Annotated in this window: 16 protein-coding genes and 1 pseudogene; 1 reads left to right on the top strand and 16 read right to left on the bottom strand. The window is 65.3% G+C overall.

Annotation, left to right across the window (positions count from 1 at the left end):
• The 8 genes from VTU_RS0111790 to VTU_RS0111755 all read right to left on the bottom strand — a co-directional run.
• Window positions 1–781 (bottom strand): ABC transporter permease (locus VTU_RS0111790; RefSeq protein ID WP_010104441.1); only part of this gene is annotated, 781 nt, incomplete at its 3' end.
• Between the two features lie 18 nt (window positions 782–799).
• Window positions 800–2,290, bottom strand: a complete 1,491-nt coding sequence (locus VTU_RS0111785; RefSeq protein ID WP_010104439.1) for a sugar ABC transporter ATP-binding protein — start codon at window positions 2,288–2,290, stop codon at window positions 800–802.
• A gap of 14 nt (window positions 2,291–2,304) precedes the next feature.
• Window positions 2,305–3,387, bottom strand: coding sequence for a TMAO reductase system periplasmic protein TorT (gene torT / locus VTU_RS0111780; protein ID WP_010104437.1), 1,083 nt, complete (start codon window positions 3,385–3,387; stop codon window positions 2,305–2,307).
• A gap of 109 nt (window positions 3,388–3,496) precedes the next feature.
• Complete coding sequence (locus VTU_RS0111775) at window positions 3,497–4,474, bottom strand: 5-oxoprolinase subunit C family protein (RefSeq protein WP_010104435.1); 978 nt, start codon at window positions 4,472–4,474, stop codon at window positions 3,497–3,499.
• Complete coding sequence (locus VTU_RS26990; RefSeq protein WP_081479800.1) at window positions 4,464–5,378, bottom strand: 5-oxoprolinase subunit B family protein; 915 nt, start codon at window positions 5,376–5,378, stop codon at window positions 4,464–4,466. The genes VTU_RS0111775 and VTU_RS26990 overlap by 11 nt, the downstream gene beginning before the upstream one ends.
• Window positions 5,353–6,747, bottom strand: a complete 1,395-nt coding sequence (locus VTU_RS0111765; RefSeq protein ID WP_040892731.1) for an acetyl-CoA carboxylase biotin carboxylase subunit — start codon at window positions 6,745–6,747, stop codon at window positions 5,353–5,355. The genes VTU_RS26990 and VTU_RS0111765 overlap by 26 nt, the downstream gene beginning before the upstream one ends.
• A 14-nt stretch (window positions 6,748–6,761) precedes the next feature.
• Window positions 6,762–7,010 (bottom strand): acetyl-CoA carboxylase, encoded by a 249-nt coding sequence (locus VTU_RS0111760; RefSeq protein ID WP_010104431.1) that lies wholly within the window; start codon window positions 7,008–7,010, stop codon window positions 6,762–6,764.
• 37 nt (window positions 7,011–7,047) lie between these two features.
• Window positions 7,048–7,827: a 5-oxoprolinase subunit PxpA gene (locus VTU_RS0111755; RefSeq protein ID WP_010104429.1), complete on the bottom strand. Its 780-nt coding sequence runs from the start codon at window positions 7,825–7,827 to the stop codon at window positions 7,048–7,050.
• Between the two features lie 250 nt (window positions 7,828–8,077).
• Here VTU_RS0111755 and VTU_RS0111750 point away from each other — a divergent pair, with 250 nt between their 5' ends.
• Window positions 8,078–9,004, top strand: coding sequence for a LysR family transcriptional regulator (locus tag VTU_RS0111750; RefSeq protein WP_010104428.1), 927 nt, complete (start codon window positions 8,078–8,080; stop codon window positions 9,002–9,004).
• A 78-nt stretch (window positions 9,005–9,082) separates the two neighbouring features.
• Here the strand turns inward: VTU_RS0111750 and VTU_RS32255 are convergent, their stop codons facing one another.
• The 8 genes and pseudogenes from VTU_RS32255 to VTU_RS26985 form a co-directional block, all read right to left on the bottom strand.
• Window positions 9,083–9,712 carry a hypothetical protein gene (locus VTU_RS32255; RefSeq protein WP_010104427.1) on the bottom strand — a complete coding sequence of 210 codons (630 nt, stop codon included), beginning with the start codon at window positions 9,710–9,712 and terminating at the stop codon, window positions 9,083–9,085.
• A gap of 117 nt (window positions 9,713–9,829) precedes the next feature.
• The gene (locus VTU_RS34815) at window positions 9,830–10,882 is read right to left on the bottom strand and encodes a hypothetical protein (RefSeq protein WP_236610724.1); all 1,053 of its coding nucleotides are present in this window, start codon (window positions 10,880–10,882) and stop codon (window positions 9,830–9,832) included.
• A 122-nt stretch (window positions 10,883–11,004) separates the two neighbouring features.
• Window positions 11,005–11,610 (bottom strand): hypothetical protein, encoded by a 606-nt coding sequence (locus tag VTU_RS0111735; RefSeq protein ID WP_010104423.1) that lies wholly within the window; start codon window positions 11,608–11,610, stop codon window positions 11,005–11,007.
• Window positions 11,611–11,701: 91 nt separating this feature from the next.
• Complete coding sequence (locus VTU_RS0111730) at window positions 11,702–13,162, bottom strand: hypothetical protein (RefSeq protein WP_010104421.1); 1,461 nt, start codon at window positions 13,160–13,162, stop codon at window positions 11,702–11,704.
• Between the two features lie 720 nt (window positions 13,163–13,882).
• Entirely contained in the window at window positions 13,883–16,570 is a 2,688-nt protein-coding gene (locus VTU_RS0111725; protein ID WP_010104420.1) for a SwmB domain-containing protein, read from the bottom strand.
• A gap of 579 nt (window positions 16,571–17,149) precedes the next feature.
• Entirely contained in the window at window positions 17,150–17,554 is a 405-nt protein-coding gene (locus VTU_RS0111720) for a hypothetical protein (protein ID WP_010104418.1), read from the bottom strand.
• A 273-nt stretch (window positions 17,555–17,827) separates the two neighbouring features.
• Complete coding sequence (locus VTU_RS31460; RefSeq protein ID WP_201766130.1) at window positions 17,828–18,478, bottom strand: NYN domain-containing protein; 651 nt, start codon at window positions 18,476–18,478, stop codon at window positions 17,828–17,830.
• 152 nt (window positions 18,479–18,630) lie between these two features.
• Window positions 18,631–18,949 (bottom strand): annotated as a pseudogene (locus VTU_RS26985) (class I SAM-dependent RNA methyltransferase); the annotation flags it as partial.

Raw genomic sequence — 18,949 nt, 5'->3', positions numbered from 1 at the left:
CGACGCGCGCCGTCAGCAGCAGGCCGCTGATCGCCGCGAGTGCGGAGCACAGCAAATAGGCCACGAGCAGCACCCGGCGGGTGTCGATTCCGGAAAGCGTGGCCGCCTTGGCGTTGCCGCCCACCGCGAGCAGATGTGTTCCGATCGGTAGCCGGCGCATCAGAACCCCCATGCCGACGACGCACGCGGCGGTCACGAGAACCGGCACGGGCACCCCGAGCCAGGAGCCAAAGCCGAACAGTTCGCTGAATTCGCCGGGCAGGCCGGAAACGGGTACCCCGCCCGTGAGGAACAAGGCAACGCCGAAGCCGATGGATTGCACGCCCAAGGTCATGATGAAGGGCGACACGCCGACCAGCGCCACGCCCATCCCGTTGACCAGGCCGAGCGCGAGCCCGGCGAGAAGCCCGCAGGCGCAGCCGGCTGCGATGACCAGCCAGGCGGCGTCGGGCAGGGCGACGCCAAGGCTTTGCATCACCAGCGCCGAGACCACCGAGGTGATGGCCATCACGGTGCCCACCGAGAGGTCGAAGCCTCCGGTGACCAGGGCCAGCATCTGGCCGAGCGCCACCAGGATCAGATAGACCGATTGCCGCAGCAGGTTCGTCAGGTTGTGCCCGCTGAGAAACTGCTCCGACAGCGTGCTGAAAACCACGCAGGCGATGAGCAGCATGAAGGGCAGCACACCCAGGCGCAGGAAAAGGACGCGGCATGGGTTCAGCAGGCGCGCGGCACGGCTTGGCGGCGCGGCGGACGGATTCAGCGGGGGGGCGGGGCGCATGAAGGGCTTTCGCTGGATTCAAAAAAACAGACCGAGCACGGCGGATTCGTCGATCGCGTCGCCGCAGAGTTCGCCGGCGATCTCGCCCTGCCGCATCACGTAGACGCGGTGGCTCAGGTGCAGCACTTCGGGCAGGTCGGACGAGACGACGACGACCGCCGCGCCGCCCTCGCACAGCGTTTGAATCACCCGGTAGAGCGCGCTGCGCGTGCCCGCGTCCACGCCCACGGTGGGTTCGTCGAACACGTACAGCGCGGCAGCGCGCGTCAGGCCCTTGGCGAACAGCACCTTCTGCTGGTTTCCGCCCGAGAGCAGGGCCACGGACTTGTCGAGGTTGCGGGGCGCCAGGGCCACCTGCTGCGCCGCCTGCACCGACAAATGCCGGCCGAGTCGCTGCCGCAGCCAGCCGCCGCAGCCGCGCAGGGGGCCGCTCAGCAGGGGCAGGGTGATGTTCGCGTGGGCGCTGAAACCCGGCACCAGGCCCTCGCTCTTGCGGTCCGCGGGCAGGTAGAAGAGCCCCGCGCGCAGCATCTCGCGCACCGATGCGCCGGTGCAAAGCCGCCCCTGGAAGCGCACCTGCCCCGCGCTGACCCGATCCAGGCCGTAGATCGCACGAAACAGTCCGGATTTCCCGCAGCCCACGAGGCCCGCGATGCCGACGACCTCGCCGCGCCGCACGCTGAGGCTGGCGTTGCGAACCCCGTTGGGCGAAGCCAGTCCCGTGACTTCGAGCACCGTATCGCCGGGCCTGTGCGCGATGTCGGGGTAGATCTGCGCGATGGCGCGCCCGCTCATCAACTCGATGAGTTCATCGGTGCGCACGGCGCGCGCATCGACGGTGGTGATTTTCTTTCCGTCGCGCAGCACCGTGACCCGGTCGGCAATCTGCGCGATCTCCTGCATGCGGTGCGAGATGTAGACGATTCCCGCGCGCTGCGCCTTGAGCTGCGCGATGAGCGCGAACAGGCGCTGCGTCTCCTTGTCCGTCAGCGACGCCGTGGGCTCGTCGAAGATCAGCACCGAGGCGTTCCTGTGCAGGCCCTTGGCGATCTCGAGCATCTGCTGCTGGGCCCGCGTCAGGCCCGAGACCGGCTCCGCGCAGTCGATGTCGAAGTCGAGCTCGGCGAGCACCGTGCGTGCGCGCGCGTTCAGCGCCGCGCAGTCGAGCAGACCGCGGCGCGACGGCTCGTCGCCCAGGCCCAGGTTCTGCGCCACCGAGAGGGTCGGAACCAGCGAGAACTCCTGAAACACGGCGCTGATGCCGTGCCGGCGCGCGTCGTGCACGCTGGCGAATTGCACGCGCACGCCGTGCATGCGGATCGCGCCACTGCTGGGCGTTGCGGCCCCGGCGAGCAGCGCGATCAGGGTCGATTTTCCGGCGCCGTTTTCGCCGAACAGAACATGCACCTCGCCGGCCCGCAGGTCAAAGTCCACCGCGTCGAGCGCGAGCACGCCGGGGTATTGCTTGCTCAGCGCGACGGTTTCCAGCAAGACCGGATCGGCGTGCATGGCCGGCCCCGTGCTCACTGGACTTCAAAAACCGGTTTGAAACCGACGGGCGGCAGGATGTCCGTGAGCTTCACGCTCTTGAGGTTGGCGCTGTCGACGACGAAGATTTTCGGCCCCACGTGTTTGTGCACTGCCCGGCCCTCGAGCAGGCGCACGGCTTGGTCGATGGCGATGCGGCCCTGGATGACCATGGAGTCGGCGGGCGCGGCAACGATGCGCCCCTTCTGTATGCCCTCGTAGACGCCCGGGGTCATGTAGAACGACAGCAGCTGCACCTTCGTGTCGAGCTTGCGCGCGCGCAGGATTCCGCTCGCCGCCTCGGCGGTCACGGCCGTGCCGGCCACGTAGGCCAGGTCGGGGTTGCCCTGCAGAACGTCTTCGACGAGTTTTGCCTGCACCTCCTTGCCGGTGTCGCCGTATTTCGGGTCGAGCACCACGACGGCGCTCCCCTTGACCGCGTCCATGAAGCCCTTGTGCGCGGCCTCGACCCAGGCGGCCCCGGCGGGGCCGGGGAACCAGCCCACTTTGACGGCGGGCGAACCCGCGGGGTGCTTTTTCGCCAGGTATTCGCCCGTGGACTGGCCCATGGTGTAGAACGAGACCAGGGACTTGGCCGAGACCTCGGGCGCGTTCATGCCGTTCACCAGATCGATGATCGGCAGCTTCTTCGCGGCCACGGTCTTGAGCACATTGCCCAGGCCGTCGCCCGAGATCGCGCCAATCACCACGGCCTGCGCGCCGCGCGCGACGCAGTCTTCGATCTGGGAAATCTGCTTGGCCAGGTTGGTGTAGCCGCCCGCGTCGGCCAGTTGCATCTTCACGCCCAGGCGCCTGGACTCCTCTGCGATGCCGTAATCGACGCCCAGCCAATAGGCGTCCTTCATGTGCGGGAACGACACGCAGATGTCCCATTTCTTTGCCGCCTTGGCCAGCGGCATGTAGTCGATGGGGGTTTTCTTCCCGGTCGCCGAGAACGCCGGCTCGGTCGCCTCGGCCTGGTACGGAAACCAATCGTCGGCGAAGGCCGCGCCGTGCCCGAGCAGGGCCGCAGCGAGCGATCCGGTGAGGAATGCAATGCGCGTGGAAGACAGGGTCACGGTGGGCTCCTTGGGTTGGCAACAGAAAAGAGAGATATCCGGAATGCCCGCTGCACGCGACCCCGGGCATGCGGGGTGATTGGCCACCGGAACAAAGGGTTTGCGCCGCTCAGTGCGTCAGCGCGTCGCGCATTTGCTGGAGGCGTCGGCTGCGCTCGGCGCGGGCCTCGAGCGCCTGCGCCATATCGACCGCGACGAAGCGCGCCTGGTTGTTCGGCTGCATCTGCGCGATGCGATCCATGTCTGCGCTGATCACGGTGCCGATCATTGCGTAGCCGCCGCCGGAGACGGCGTCGCGGTGCAGGATGATCGGCTCGCTCCCGCCGGGAACCTGGATGGACCCATAGGGGTAGCCCGCATCGACGATGTTCGACGGGTCGGCGCCCGCGCCGAAAGGGGGCGTGCGCGCATGGAACTGCAAGGGCCGGCCGCCCTTGCAGCGGTAGCCGATGCGGTCGGCCTCGGAAGCCACGGTCCAGGTGTCGGCAAAAAAGCCCGCCGCCGAGGCCTCTTGCAGGCGATGAAAGTACAGGCCCGGCAGCACGCGCAGCGGCACCTCCTTGGCCAGCGCCGGCAGCCATTGCGCCTGCGCGCGCCGCCCCGCGCGCGCGTGCGCGGGGCGCTCGCCCAGCGGCAGCCGGTCGCCGGCGAGCAGCCTGCGCCCCTGGAATCCGCCAAACGCGCCCAGGCCATAGGTGGAGCGGCTGCCGAGCACCCGGGGAACGTCGATACCGCCTGCGACGGCGATAAAGCAGCGCGCGCCCAGCTTCATGAAGCCAAAGCCCAACCGGGTGCCCGCCGGGACGGCAAACGACTCGTTGCGCGGCATGTCCTGGCCATCGACGAGCACCGCGGCTTCGGCCCCCGTGACCGCGACGATGGCGGGCGCATGAAAGCGCAGTTCCGGCCCGAGCAGGGTGCATTCGATGACCGCCGCGTCGGCCGCATTGCCCACCAGCAGGTTCGCCAGCAGATAGCTTTGCTGGTCCAGGGCGCCCGAAAGGGGAATCCCCAGGTGGTAGAAACCGGGGCGCCCTGCGTCCTGCACGCTGCTTGCAAGCCCGGGCTTGATGACTTCAATCGCCATGGAGCACCTTCAGCAGTTGTTGGTTGTAGCCGTCCGGGTCGGCCATGAAGTCCGGCAGCGAGAACGCCACCGGCCGAATGCGCAGCTGGTAGTCGCGGGACTCGACCTGCTGCACCTGGCGCGCGTACTCGGCGGCGTCTATGGGTTTGAATTTGACGATGTCGCCGGGTTGGAAGAACACCATCAGGTCCTTGAAGTACGACAGGCTCTGCGCGGGGTCGAAGATCGGCGCCGGGGTCACGCCCAGCATCTGGTAGCCGCCTGCGCCGCGCACCGAATAAATGCAGCCAAAGCAGCCGCCGTGGCCCAGCGTCAGCCGCGGTGTGTCGGTGCGTGGGCGCAGGTACTTGGGCACTTGCAGCTGCCGCTGGCGTTCGACCATCTGGTAGAGAAACGGCAGGCCCGCGACGAAGCCCACCATGGAGACGAACCAGGGCGCGCTGGAATGCGCGTCGATGAAGGCCTCGACCGACGCGAGGTGGTTGATGCGCGCCGCGTATTCGATATCCGTGCTGTTCGGGTCCTGGTGCCGTTCACGAAAACGCATCAGCGTCTCGTGCGTCCACGGGTCGCCGTAGAACACGGGGATCTCGACGATGCGCGTGCGCAGATGCAGGTCCGCCGCGCCCAGGCCGGCCTCGATCTGTTGCAGCGTGGCCAGCAGTTCCCGGGGTGCCATCAGGTCGGGATCGAAACGCAGCAAATAGGCGGCGTTCGCCGGGCAGATCTCGCTCACCCCCGGCAGCGCCCGCTGGCGCAGGGCGTTGCAGATCGCCATGCTTTTGAAAAACGCCGGCAGCGACATCTCTTCGCTGATTTCGACGAACAGATGCTCGTCACCGCCAAAGCTATAGCGCGCGGGGGCAGGGTCATGGCAGTCATGCGGCTTTCTCCAGGCGTGCAGTGCTGGTGGCCAGCGGATGCGTTTCGAGCCAGCTTTCCAGAAAGCCGGTATGGAAGTCGGCCGCAGCCACCTGCGCGTCCTCGCACAGCGCCTGGTGCAGCGCGATCGTGGTCTGGACGCCGTCGATGCGCAGCTCATTCAGCGCGCGGCGCATGCGCGCCAGGGCGCTCGGACGGTCGCGGTCGTGCACGATCAATTTGCCGAGCAGCGAGTCGTAGTACGCGGGCACCGTGCAGCCCGGGAACAGCATGGAATCGAAGCGCACGCCGGGGCCTCCGGGGACGACCAGCTTCGACACCACGCCCGGGCTTGGCATAAAGCCCTTGGCGGCGTTTTCCGCGTTGATGCGCACCTCGATCGCCGCACCGGCGGGGCGGATGTCCTCCTGCCGCAGGCGCAGGGGCTCGCCCAGGGCGATGCAGATCATTTCCTTGACGAGGTCCACGCCGGTGAGCATCTCCGTGACCGGGTGCTCGACCTGGATGCGCGTGTTCATCTCGATAAAGAAAAACTCCTGCGCGTCGCTGTCGTAGAGGTACTCCAGAGTTGCCGCGCCGCGGTAGGCGACGGCCTGCGCCAGGCGCAGCGCCGACGCGCACAGCGCTGCGCGCGCCGGCGCGTCGAGCGCAACCGACGGCGCCTCTTCCCAGACCTTCTGGCGCCGGCGCTGCAACGAGCATTCGCGCTCGAAGCAATGCACCACGCGCTCGCCGTCGCCGAGGATCTGCACCTCGACGTGGCGCGCATGGCGCACGAAGCGCTCCAGGTAAACCGCGCCATTGCCAAAGGCCGCCTGGGCCTCGGCGCTCGCCGTGGCGAACTGCTGGCGCAGCGCGGACGCGTCGTGCGCCACGCGGATTCCCCGCCCGCCCCCGCCGGCCGAGGCCTTGAGCATGATCGGATAACCGATGCCCGCGGCCACCGCCACGGCATGCTCCGCGTCGGCGACGACCCCCTCGCTGCCCGCAACGGTCGCGACCCCGGCACGCAGCGCCGCAGCGCGCGCCGCAGCCTTGTCGCCCATGCTGCGGATGGAATGCGGCGCCGGCCCGACGAAGACCAGGCCGGCGGCCTCGACACGTTGCGCGAAGTCGGCGTTCTCGGAGAGAAACCCATAGCCCGGATGCACCGCGCCGGCGCCGCTTTGCAGCGCGGCCTGGACGATCGCCTCGGCGTTCAAATAGCTTTTGCCCGCAGGCGCGGGGCCAATGCGCACGGCCTCGTCGGCCATCTGCACGGCCAAGCCCTGCGCGTCTGCGTCGCTGTAGACGGCGACCGTGCGCAGGCCCAGTTCCTGCGCAGCGCGGACGATGCGCACCGCGATCTCGCCCCGGTTGGCGATGAGCAGCTTGTCGAAGCGCGCGGGCATGGTGCGGCCCTGCCTCATGCGACTGCGATGGTCGCGAGCAACTGCCCCGGTTCGACGGGGTCGCCGTCCTCGACCAGGAACGGGCCCATGCGGCCCGCGACTTCGGCCCGGATTTCGCTGAACTGCTTCATCACCTCGACCAGGCCCAGCACCTCGTCCACGGCGACCGCGTCGCCCTCCGATTTGTAGGGCGGCGCGTCGGGCGAGGGGCGGCGGTAGAAGGTGCCCGGCAGGGGGCTCAGAATCTCATGCGCAGTGGCCATCGGTGTCTCCTGGGAATGGGGGGGTGACGCGCAGGGCTCAGGCCAGCGCCAGCATGTTGGCGCCGACGACGCGAATCTGTTTCTCGTCCAGGGCGCGCCGCGTCGCACGCAGCAGATCGAGCGCGCCGGGCGTGTCGCTGTGAATGCATACCGAATCGAACGCGACGGAGATGTCGCGTCCCTCGACCGTGTGCACCAGGCCCTCGGTGCAGGCGCGCGCCACCTTCCGGGCCACGCGCTCGGGGTCGAGGGCCGCGACGCGGCGCGTGAAGACCATGGAGCCGCTCTGGTCGTAGTCGCGGTCGGCGTAGAACTCCCGCACCACCGGCTGCCCCAGCGCCTGCGCGACGCGGTGCACGGTGGAGCCGTCCATGCAGTAGAGGTACAGCCCGGGGTCGATCCGCTGCAGCGCCTCGACCAGCGCCAGCGCCAGCGCCTCGTCGCGCGCCACGTGCATGTACAGCGCACCATGGGGCTTGATGTGTTGCAGCGCGAGCCCCTCCAGGCGCGCGAATTCGCGCAGCGCTCCCAGCTGGTAGAGCATGTCGTGGAGCAACTCGTGCGCCGGCGCGTCGATGTGGCGCCGGCCAAAACCCTGCCGATCGCGCAGGCCCGGATGGGCGCCGATACCGACCCCGTGCTGGCGCGCCATGCCGACCGTCTTGCGCATGATGTTCGGGTCGCCCGCGTGAAAGCCCGTGGCGATATTCGCCGAGCTGATGAGCGGCATCAGCTGCTCGTCCACGCCGTCACCAATGGTCCAGGGGCCAAAGCCCTCGCCCATGTCGGAGTTCAGATCGATTTGCGTTTTCTTCACGGGTTCGGCCTGCGTGTTGAATACCGCTGTGCGATCGGCCGGGTTGACTCGATCAATGCAACGATGGCAAAGAATAGGCTCCCCGCAAGCCGCTGAAAAGTATTTAATTCAGATGCTGTCCTATCTGAAAAAGCAATGTGCCCAGCGGGAAATTTAGTGGTTTACCCCAGGGTTTCTGTCCGCTTTTTGTTCAAATACTCGCAGGCTTTTCAGAAAATCAGATTCCCCCCGGCTTCGGACCTGCTTCGCAATGGCGCTGACAATTCGGCAACTCAAATACTTCACCGCGGTCGCCGAGGTGGGCCGCATCTCGCAGGCGGCGGTGCAGCTGAACATCTCGCAGTCGGCGGTCACGACCTCGGTGCGCGAAATCGAGGAGATGCTCAATCAATCCCTGTTCGAGCGCCATGCGCACGGGGTTGAGTTGACCCACGCGGGCCGGCGCTTTCTGAGCCACGCTTACGCGGTTCTGGCCGCCATCGACGCGGCGGAACGCATGCCCAACGAGGAAACCGCCGTCGAAGGCCGGTTGACGATTGCGGCGAGCTACACGGTTCTGGGTTACTTCCTCCCGCACCACTTGCAGCGCTTTGCCCAACTGCACCCGCACATCCACGTCAAGGTGCACGAAGCGGTGCGCCAAGACATTGAGGAGGGCTTGGTCACCCGGCGCTACGACATGGGCCTGATGCTCACCTCGAACGTCGCTTTGACGGAACTCTCGATCGAGACTTTCTTTGGCTCGCACCGCCGGCTGTGGGTTTGCAGCAAGCACCACCTGCTGAAGAATCCCGAGGTCACGCTCGCCGACGTGGCCAAGGAGCCCTACGTCATGCTCACCGTTGACGAGGCCGCGGCGGCGGCGCTCAAGTACTGGAGCCAGACCCCCCTGCAACCGGATATCCGCTTGCGCACCAGCTCGGTCGAGGCCGCGCGCAGCATGGTGGCCAACGGCATGGGCGTGAGCATCCTCTCCGACATGGTGTATCGGCCTTGGTCGCTTGAGGGCCGGCGCATCGAGACCATCAATCTGCGCGACGAAATCCCGCCCATGAACGTCGGCCTGGGCTGGAAACAGGGCATCGATTTTTCCCCCGCGATGACGGCGTTCCGGAACTATTTCAAACAGCATTTCCTGGACCCCGGCTCGACGCGCTCGGGCCGGGGGCGGCCATAGACAGGGATGGGCGCCGGGTGCGCAAGCCCATCCCGCCGCCCGGCCCCCGTGGGTGGCCCTCAGAACCAGAACCCGTCGTCATGCGGCAGGTCCGGCGCCTGCCCCACGAGGGACAGCGGCGCGGCCGGCGTCGAATGGCCCGCCATGGATCGTCGGGATGTCCAGACGCAGCTGCCCACCTTCGATCATCATCTTGCTGTCGTAGCGCGCGCTGCTCAGGTTCACCCAGGTGCCGGCGCCGTCCTGCGCCCAGTAGTCGTTGCTCGTCGCCGGGTTCGCATGCAGTGTGACGATCCGGGCGGTCGCAGCCACGACCACCTTGGCGACAAAGTCCCAGTCCTTGTCGTAGACGAGCACCATGAAGGCCGTTGTGGCCGCAGGGGATTCGTCGTCCAGCGGTTTGTTCTTCGCGATCACGCCGTTGGGGATCGCCTCAAGCCCGAAGGCATTCCATGGGCTGTCGGGGTTCCGTGCCGACGGGGTCGATTGCGGGACGGCCCGGGCCGTGCTGCCCCCCACGACCACCTTATCGACAAAGTCCCAATTGATGTCATGGATGAGCACCTTGAAGAAGGTCGCCGTGGCCACGGGGGTCCTGTCGTCCAGCGGTTCGTCCTGGTCGATCACGCCGGTGGGGTTCGCCTCGGCAACGGCGGGGTCGATGTGGCCAGCAGAAGTGCCCATCGTGGGCTTTATTTCGTCAGGCATGGTTTTCCCCTCGTGGTGGGTGTGTTGGTTGGGGTTTGGGCGCCTGCCCCCCGTGGGGGGCATACGGTCCGGGTGCAACGGGGGCGGCCCTGGCAGCCCCCTGAGGAGGGCTCGTCTTCAGAGCCAGAACCCGCCATGCGCCGAATCCAGCACCTGCCCCATGAGGGACAGCGGCGCATGCCCTGCGGCGCCGTCAGCGTCGAGTGGCCCGCCATCGGGGGTCGGGAAGTCCAGCCGCAGCCGCCCGCCTTCGATCACCATCTTGCCGCCGTACAGCGTGCTGGTCAGGTTCAGCCAGGTGCCGACGTTGTTCTGCACCCAGTAGTCGTTGCTCGTCGCCGGGTCCACGTTCAGTGTGACGGCCTGGGCCGTGGCGTCCACGACCAGCTTGTCGGCAAGGCTCCAGTCGGTGTCGTAGACGAGCACCTTGAAGACCGCTTTGGCCGCAGGGGTCTCATCGTCCAGCGGCGCGCCCTGGTCGATCACGCCGCCCGGGTTCGCCTCGATGCCGGAGTCATTCCATGGGCTGTCGGGGTTTGGTACCGACAGCAGGGTGGATTGCGTGGCGGGCCGGGCCGCTGGGGCATCTCCGACCACCTGATCGACAAAGTAGTCCCAGTGGTTTCTGACCTGGACGGGCGTGTTGAAGGCCGTTTGGGCCGCAGGGGTCCTGGCGCCCAGCGGTTTGTCCTGGTCGATCACGCCGTCGGGCTTCGCTGCCGACAGGGTGGATTGCGTGGGGGTCCGGGCCGTGGTGCCCATGGCCACCTGATCGACAAAGTCCCAGTTGATGTCATAGATGAGCACCCGGAAGGCCGTTTTGGCCGCAGGGGTCTTGGCGCCCAGCGGTTCGTCCTTGTCGAGCATGCCATCGAGGTTCGCCTTCAGGGCGGAGCCATTCCATGGGCTGTCGGGGTTCGGTGCCGACATGGTGAATTTCCAGATGTCGCCGTAGCCGTTGGCGTCGGGGGTGTTGGCGCTTGTGCTGGTCCTGGGGGACTCCGTGCCAGTGAAACCTTGCAGGCCGATGGCGAGCGTGTCGGAGCGGACGTTGTGCACCGGCTCGCTGAATCTGAGGGTGAGCACCGTGGTGGATGCGCCGATTCCGGCAACGGCGGGGTCGATGGGGGGAGCAGAAGTGTCCATCGTGGGTTTTATTTTGTCAGGCATGGTTTTCCTCCCGTGGTGGGTGTGTGTTGGTTGGGGTTGGGGCGCCTGTCCCCTGCGGACAGGGCCCGTGGTTTGCGGTCCGGGGGCAACGGGGGCGGCCCAGGCAGCCCCCGGGCTGGCCTTCAGAGCCAGAGCCCGCCATGCGCCAGATCCGGCGCCTGCCCCACGAGGGACAGCGGCACCTGCCCTGCGGGGCCAGGGGCGGTGATGGCGTCGTCGGCGCCGCATGGCTCGCCATGGGCGATCTGGAAGTCCCGCCACAGCTGCTCGCTTGCCATCCCCACCACGTCTGCGCGCGGCACCTTGCCCAGGTTCACCCAAGTGCCGGCGCTGTCCTGCACCCAGTAGTCGTTGCTGTTCGTCGCCGAGCCCACATTCAGTACGACGGTCTGGGCTATGGCGTCCACGGCCACATGATCGACAAAGTCCCAGTTGCTGTCATAGACGAGCACCTTGAAGGCCGTTTTGGTTGCAGGGCTCCTGGCGGCCAGCGGTGCGTCCTGGTCGATCCCGCCGGTGGGGTTCGCTGCCGGCGCGGTGGATTGCGTGACGGTATGGGCGGTGGTGTCTATGCGCACCTGATCGATGCAGTCCCAGTTGATGTCGTGGATAAGCACCTTGAAGGCCGCCGTGGCCGCAGGGGCCGTGGTGGATTGGCCGATTCCGACAACGGCGGGGTCGATGGGGCCAGCAGCAGTGTTTATCGTGGGTTTTATCTCGCCAGGCATGGTTTTTCCTCCCGTGATGTATGTGTTGGTTGGAGGCGGGTCTGCGGTCCGGGTGCAATGGGGGCGGCCCAGGCAGCCCCCAGGCTTGCTTTCAGAACCAGAGCCCGTCGGATGCCAGATCCGGCGCCTGCCCCACGAGGGACAGCGGAATATGTCCTGCGGCGCCAGGGGTGGTGATGACGTCATCGACGTCGAGCGGCCAGTCATTGGCGATCTGCAAGTCCAGCCACTGTCGCTCGCTTTCCGTCACCATCTCGCAGCAGGAAAGCTGGTTGCGCAGGTTTATCCAAGCGCCGGTGCTGTCCTGCATCCAGTAGACGTTGCTGGCCATCACCGGGTTCACATCCAGTGTGATGGTTTGGGCTATGGCATCCACGGCCACCTTATCGACAAAGTCCCCGTTGTTGTCATAAACGAGCACCTTGAAGGCCGGCTTGGTCGCAGAGGTTTTATTGTCCAGCGGTGCGTTCTTGTCGATCCTGCCGTTGGGGTTCGGTATCGACGGGATGAGGATCCGGGCTGCGACATCCACGGTCACCAGACCGGAAACGGCCTGGTTGCTATCACTGAGGAGCACTGCGAAGGATGTTGGGCGCGGAGGGATCCCGTCTTCCAGCGGTTCGTTCTCGAAGATCCTGCTGATGGGGTTCGCCGAGGCGAAGTTATACCGTGCGATGCGGTTGGACACATCACTGACAGAGTTCCAGTCGATGTCGTAGATGAGCACCTTGAAGTCCGTTTTGGCCGTGGGGGTCTTGTCGTCCAGCGGTTCGTCCTTGCCGATCCCGTTGTTGGGGTTGGAGTCATCCCATGGGCTGGGTGTCTGGGGGGCTGCGACATCCATCCGGCGAACAAAGCAAAGGAACTTGTGCAGCGGTTCGTCCTCGTCGATCCCGCCGTTGGGGTTGGAGTCATCCCATGGGGTGGGTGTCTGCTGGGCTGCGGCATCCATTTGGCGAACAAAGCAAAGGAACTTGTACAGCGGATCGTCCTCGTCGATCCTGCCGTTGGGGTCATCCCACGGGCATGCCCACGTGGTGGGTGTCTGGTGGGCCGTGGTATCCACTTGGCCAACAAAGCAAAGGAACATGGCCCAGGTGAATTGCTTGACGGCCTGGGCCGTGGCATCCACGACCACCGGATCGGCAAAGTCCGCGTGTCGGTCATAGACGAGTGTCTTGAAGGCCGTTGTGGCCGCAGGGGTCCTGTCGGCCAGCGGTTCGTGCTCGTCGAGCACGCCGTTGGGGTTCGCCTCAGGGCCGGAGTCATTCCATGGGCTGTCGGGGGTCGGTGCCGGCGTGATGAATTTCCAGATGCTGCTCCAGGAAAGAGCCGGCTTGTCGCCGTTCACCGTGGACCAGGTGGGGTCCCCGGCGTAGTTCAAGCCGGCGGACGCCGGGATGGAGTCCGCCACGTTGCCGGCGGTGGCATCCCCGGCCAGCGGATCGGCAAAGTCCGCGTGTCGGTCATAGGCGAGTGTCTTGAAGGCCGTCGTGGCTGCTGGGGACTTGTCGTCCAGCGGTTCGTTCGTGGGTTTGATGTTGTTGGGCATGGTTTTTTCCTCCCGGGGTGGGCGTGCGTTGGTTGGGGTTTGGGCGCCTGCCTCTCGTGCACAGGGCCCGTGCGGGGGACGGCGGTATGCAGTCCTGCAAGGCTTGGGCGCCTACCCTTTTGGACAGGGCCCGTGGTTTGCGTTGTTCCATGCTGGTGTCAACATGGGCACGCCATCATGGATGCAGCGTCCGGGATGGAGTGCATCAGTACGCAATGAATTGCTTCCCACAGGTAACATGAAATTTGCCGGATCGGGAAGGCGTCGTGCTGGTCAACGCCTGATTCCATAAGCAAATTCCCGATGCCGACGCAGACTGCCGAGCAGCAGGTCCGGGTGGGTCAGGTGCATCCGGCGTGGCTGGTCGGGGGCCGCGCTCGCGGACAGGGTCGGGATCAACCGCAGCACCCTGCGCGCGCGCTGAAACCGGGCACCGCAGTCGGGGTGTTTTACGGTTCCTTGGGCGCTGGGCCTGGCCCCGCCGCTGGACGCCGTTGCCGCCCCCGGCATGGGCGGCAAGGTGCGCGAAGCCTCGCACCGCCCTGTGCGGGTCGGCAGGCCCGGGAAGGCGCGCGCGGATTCTGGCTTCTGCGCCAGAAGTTTACGTCCATATACAGTTCCCCGGCGCCCGGGCCCGTCCCGCCACCGCGCCGCCATGGGCGGCCTGCGGTCCGGGCGCAACGGGAGCGGCCCGAGCAGCCCCCGTGGAGGGGGCCGCCTTCAGAACCAGAACCCGTCCTGCGCGAGATCCGGCGCCTGCCCCACGATGGACAGCGGCATATGCCCTGCGGCGCCCGGGGCGGTGATGACGCCATCGGCCTTGCCATCGGCGTCGAACTGCCCGCCATCGGTAATCGAGAAGTCCAGCCGCAGCCGCTCGCCTTCGGCCACCATCTTGCCGCCGTAAGGCTCGCTGGTCAGGTTCACCCAGGTGCCGGTGCTGTCCTGCATCCAGTAGCCGTTGCTCTGCGTCGCCGGGTCCACGAACAGGCTGAAGCTCTCGCTGCTGCCGGTAGTCTCCAGCGTGGCCTGGAAACTCGTCAGCTCGATCGGCGTCTCCAGCGCCTGGGGCAGGTCGGGGGGAGTCGCCTTTTGCTCCAGGCTGGTGATGCTGGCCTTGCTGTTGGCGCTGACATCCCCATCCTGGCTGTCGGCCACCAGGGTGAGCGAGGTGCTGGAATCGCTGCTCGTCTCGGCGTTGGTCGTCGTGACGCTGATCGAGCCGACTGCCGCCTGGAGGCTGTCTGCTATGCCGTCCCCATTGCCGTCGCCGGTGACTGCCCCCGTGGGGCCGACGGCCTGGTCTTCCTGGGAGACAGGAGCTCCGTCGCTGTCCGTGCCCGGCACATTGGGGTGCGGTGCGGGTGTGAAGTTCTTCACATCCGTGGACGCCAAGCTGATCGCGTGGTTGCTCGATGCATCCTGTATGGCCAGGGGGTCGGTGTCGGCCGGGGCGGTGTAGGTCAGCTTGACCACCTCGCCGCTGGCCACTTCGCGGTCGAGCGTCAGGGTGACGGTCCTGTCCATGATGCTGACTTTGCTGACGTGGACGTCCGCAGGGTCGTTGCTGCTCACCCCAAAGGCCGAGGCGGGTGCGGGGCGCTCCGCGTTCAGGTAGCCCGCATCGGTGTAGCTCAGCGTCAAGGTGCTGCCGTTGACCGTGGCGCTTTCGAACACCGGGGGCGTGGTGTCCGTGATCTTGTTGGTCACGGCCTGGTTTGCGAAGCCCGGTGCGTCGTGGCTTCCCGTGTCCTGTATCCGGTCGTCGGTCGCAGGCTGGTTGTAACTCAGCCCGAGCACCTCGCCGCCAGCCACTTCGCGGTCGAGTTCCAGGGTGACGGTCCTTCCCGTGACGGTGACTTTGCTGACGGTGATGGCGTCATTTGCGCTGCTGTTCACCGCAAAGGCCGAGGCGGGTGCGATGTGCTGGCCGTCCAGGAGATTGGCATCGGTATAGGTAAGCACCAGTTGTTTGCCATTGACCGTGGGGGCATAGACGCCCTCGGTGATAAGCGACGGGGGGCTGGTGTCTTTCTCGACGGTCACGGGCTTGTCGGTGAAGTTCGCCGCAGGGTTCGTTGCCACATCCTGCACCACGGCCGCGTCGTTGCCCGTGGGCTTGGTGTAGCTGACGGTCAGCGTCTCCGTGTCGGCCACGAGGCGGCTCAGCGTCAGCGTGACGGTCTTGTCCGCCGGATTGACGACGGCTTTTGAGACGGTGATGGCCGTCGGGTCCTTGGTGGCGACCGTAAAGCCTGCGCCGTCACGCAGGTCGATCCCGTTGAGATGGCTCTGGTCCTCGTAGCTGAGTGTCAGTTGGTCGCCGGTGACCTTGGGGCCGTGCTTGTCATCGGTGATGAGCGTCGGGGGGGTGGTGTCTTTCGTGACGTTGTCCACGGACTGGCTGGTAAAGTTCGCCGCGCCGTGGTCTGCCGCGTCCCGCACCATATGGTCGCCGGGAGCGGTGTAGCTGACGGTCACCGTCTCAAGGTAGTCCGCCGGACGGCTGAGCGTCAGCGTGACGGTCTTGTCCGCTGCGTTCACGGTGACACTGTTGACGGGGATGGACTCCTTCTTGGTGTCGCTGCTCACGGCAAAGCCCCCGTTGCCTGTCGGCGTGTCCTCGTGCAGGCGGACACTATCTTCGTCGGAGTAGTGAAGCACCAGCGTGTTTCCGTTGACCGTGGGCTTGGGGGAGGTGATGAGTACCGGGGCCTTGATGTCCGGTGTGTTGTTGGTCACGGAATTTTCCAGGGCGGTGTCGGCGTCGTTGCCAGCGAGGTCCTGTATGACGCCGGTTTTGTCGTCACCGGCCTTGGGGTCGGTGTAGTTGACTTTCACCACCTGTTGCTGGAGTACCGGGGTGTTCAGTGTCAGCGTGACGGTGTTTTTTGTGGGATCCACGACCACACCATCGGCGATGCCCTGTTCTTTGCCATCGACGAACACAGTGAAGGGCGTTTTGGTCAGAGGGTTCTTATCGTCCGGCAGCTTCAGCGTTTCGCTCCAGGTAAGCTCCAGTTTGTTACCGTTCACCGTGGCACTGCTTATCCTGGGCCGATCGAGATCCAGGGTGTAGGTCAAGCCGGTGGGCACGGAGGACTCTCCGTGGTTGTTAAATTGGTCGACCATGTTACTGAGGTCCACTTTGATGGCGGAGTGGTTCAGTCCCAGTGAGTTGTCGGTCTGTCCCGGTGCGGTGAATTGCCAAGTGTCGCTGTATCCGTCGGTGGGGTGGATAGCGCTCACGTTGATCACGGGGAAATGAATGATCTTGGCGGGGGTGAGTTCCTTCACCGGTGTGGTGAATTTGATGGTGACAGTGGCGGTTTGGCCGATTCCGACAATGGGTGGGTCGATGCTGCAGCCAGAAGGGTCGATCGTGGGTATTGTGGTGTTGTCAGGCATGGTTTTCCTCCCGTGGGGGCGTGCGGTGGTTGGGGTTTGGACTTCTATCCCTGTGAACAGGGCCCGTGGCGTGCGTTGCTGCATGCGGGTGATGCAGCGGCGTGCGGCCCAAGCGCCTGCCAACGCCCGGTGGGGCGGTGCATGCAAGAGGACGTTGGTGGTTCAACATGGGCGCGCCATCATGGGTGCGCCGTCCAGGACAGACTGCATCAATCTGCAATGAATTGCTTCCCGCAGACACCACAAAGTTTTCCCGATATGACAGGTGATATGCGGATAAACGCCTGATTCCATGGGCAAATCCCCGATTCCAATGCAAACCGCCGAGCAACTGGCCCAGTTGGGCCGGCGCGGCTGTCTACCGCAACACCTTGGACGCACGGGAACAGGGCAAGCCGGGCACCGCGATCAGAGGTGTTTTTCACGGCTCTTTGGGCGCTCGTGTTCTGCCCCGCAACATAGCAGCACAAAATGAAACGGATGTATTTCACGTCAGCAGAATCTGACTTCTGAGCGCGGGGTTTACCTCTGTACACAGCTTCCCGGCCGGCCGGCGGCGGTGCCGGTGGTGATTGGGCATCATTTGGCGCAAGGGCAGCAACACACATGGGCCTTGCTCTGCTCCTTCCGGAACCGCCTCGCGAAGCGCGAAGCGCTGATTGACGAGATATCCCGTCCGGGCGGACGCCGGAAGAGGAACTGCGCAGCCAGCAGGAGCGCCTGAATCGCAAGGTCCGCGAGGGGCGCTTGCTGGACGTTCTGGGTGCCAAGATGGCGGACGAGGAAACATCGACGGCTGGCGCACGAGAGCGCGAGGCCGAAGAAGGAACTGATCAAGGCGCAGGATGCCGAAGTCGAGCGCATTGCGGCCAGGGTGTTGCCATGCGCGATGTCTCCATGCCCGCTCAGGGTGCGGGACCCTTTCGCGCAGTTGATTGCCAGGGCACGCAGCAGCGCCACCATCGCGCACAGCGAGATTGCCATCGGAGGCTGTCGAATGCACAGCAGGAAAAAGAAACGCCTCCACGGGGGAGGCGTCGGGCCGAAGATGCGATCTTTCGGCGGGGTTGAGCCCGGAGGATACCACAGGTGCCGGGGCCGCTGTCAACGACACCCCCAACTTTCGGGGGGCAGGTCTGGCATGAACCGCGTCATCACCTGCATCGACGATTTCAACCTGTAGCCGAGACAATGGCGGTTATGTTTTCGTCGGCGATTGCCTGTCGCACCCGAAAGACATAATTGGCACGGTTTGATTTACCATCCAGCAGGTTTATTGATGACGCCTTGAGCATCGTGCAAGACATCAGGAAATTGGCATTCTGCGAGAACGCCAGCACGAATTTTCTTTATGAAGTCAATATGCGGCAAGATGGCGCAGCTGGCTTTTTTATGCGGATTCAAAACTCCGACGATTTTACGGAGCTCTGTTCTGACCAACTTTATGGGCTCCAGCAAGTCGGAGCCATTGGATATCACAACGGCGATGTCAAACTTGTTCAAATGCGCCTCATGCAAGAGGTGTGCAGCAAGATTTACGTCAGACCCTTTTTCTTCCGTCTTGATGATATCGACATAGAGGCTTCCACCCGCTGGTGGATTGGCCAGTCGAGCCGATACCGTGTGGGAGAGGTAGTGCCCGTAGATAATGCTGACGATTGGAAGCGTGGAAATCGCCCGCAGGTAGGTTTCCTGTCTGACCGGCTGCTGAGGGTCATTGGGGCGTGAGCTGACTTTGGCAGTGAAATACTTGATTGCCGTAATGTCGTTTTTTGGGAGATATGCTCGGCAGAGGGCTTCCAGATCAAGCCATTTGTATGGAGTCTTTCGGAGTGCTCCGAAATAGAGGTTGAAGCCGTCTATGTAGACGTTCGTTCCAGGATTGTGTCTGACCACCTTGGGTACCAAGAAATGCAGAAGCCCCCGTTGAGGGGGCTTCGCGCCTGCATACCGGAAGCACGCAGGGAGGTACGCGCGCACTGTTACACACCATGGCGGGTGTGTCAAGATATTTTTTCCGCTCCCGGGCTCTCCTTGACCTTGCGCGCCAGCGCGGGCCCTCATTGCGCCGGGTCTTGCACGCCATCGGCCGCAGCAGCTGGCGCGGCACGCGGCGTGCGCATCGATCCTGCCGTCAGGTCAAAGCGCAGCAGGCGGCACTCGATGGGGCCGTTGTAGAGCGGGACGCGGCGCGCGGCTTGCAGGTGCAGTTTGCCGGGGAGTTTCGGGTCCGGGGTCAGTATCCAGGCTGTCCAGCCGGCGTAGTTCCTTTTCCAGTGCGTGGCGAGTTGGCGCAGGAATTCGCCGCCCTCGTCGGTGTGCGCTGCCTCGCGGCCCACGGCCAGGCCGCGGGCCCGGTCCGCGGCGCGTGCGCCGGCG

The sequence above is a fragment of the Verminephrobacter aporrectodeae subsp. tuberculatae At4 genome (assembly GCF_000193225.1).
Taxonomy (GTDB): Bacteria; Pseudomonadota; Gammaproteobacteria; order Burkholderiales; family Burkholderiaceae_C; genus Acidovorax; species Acidovorax aporrectodeae.
Note: the sequence above shows the minus strand (reverse complement) of the source record. Positions and strands in the feature narration are given on the sequence as shown.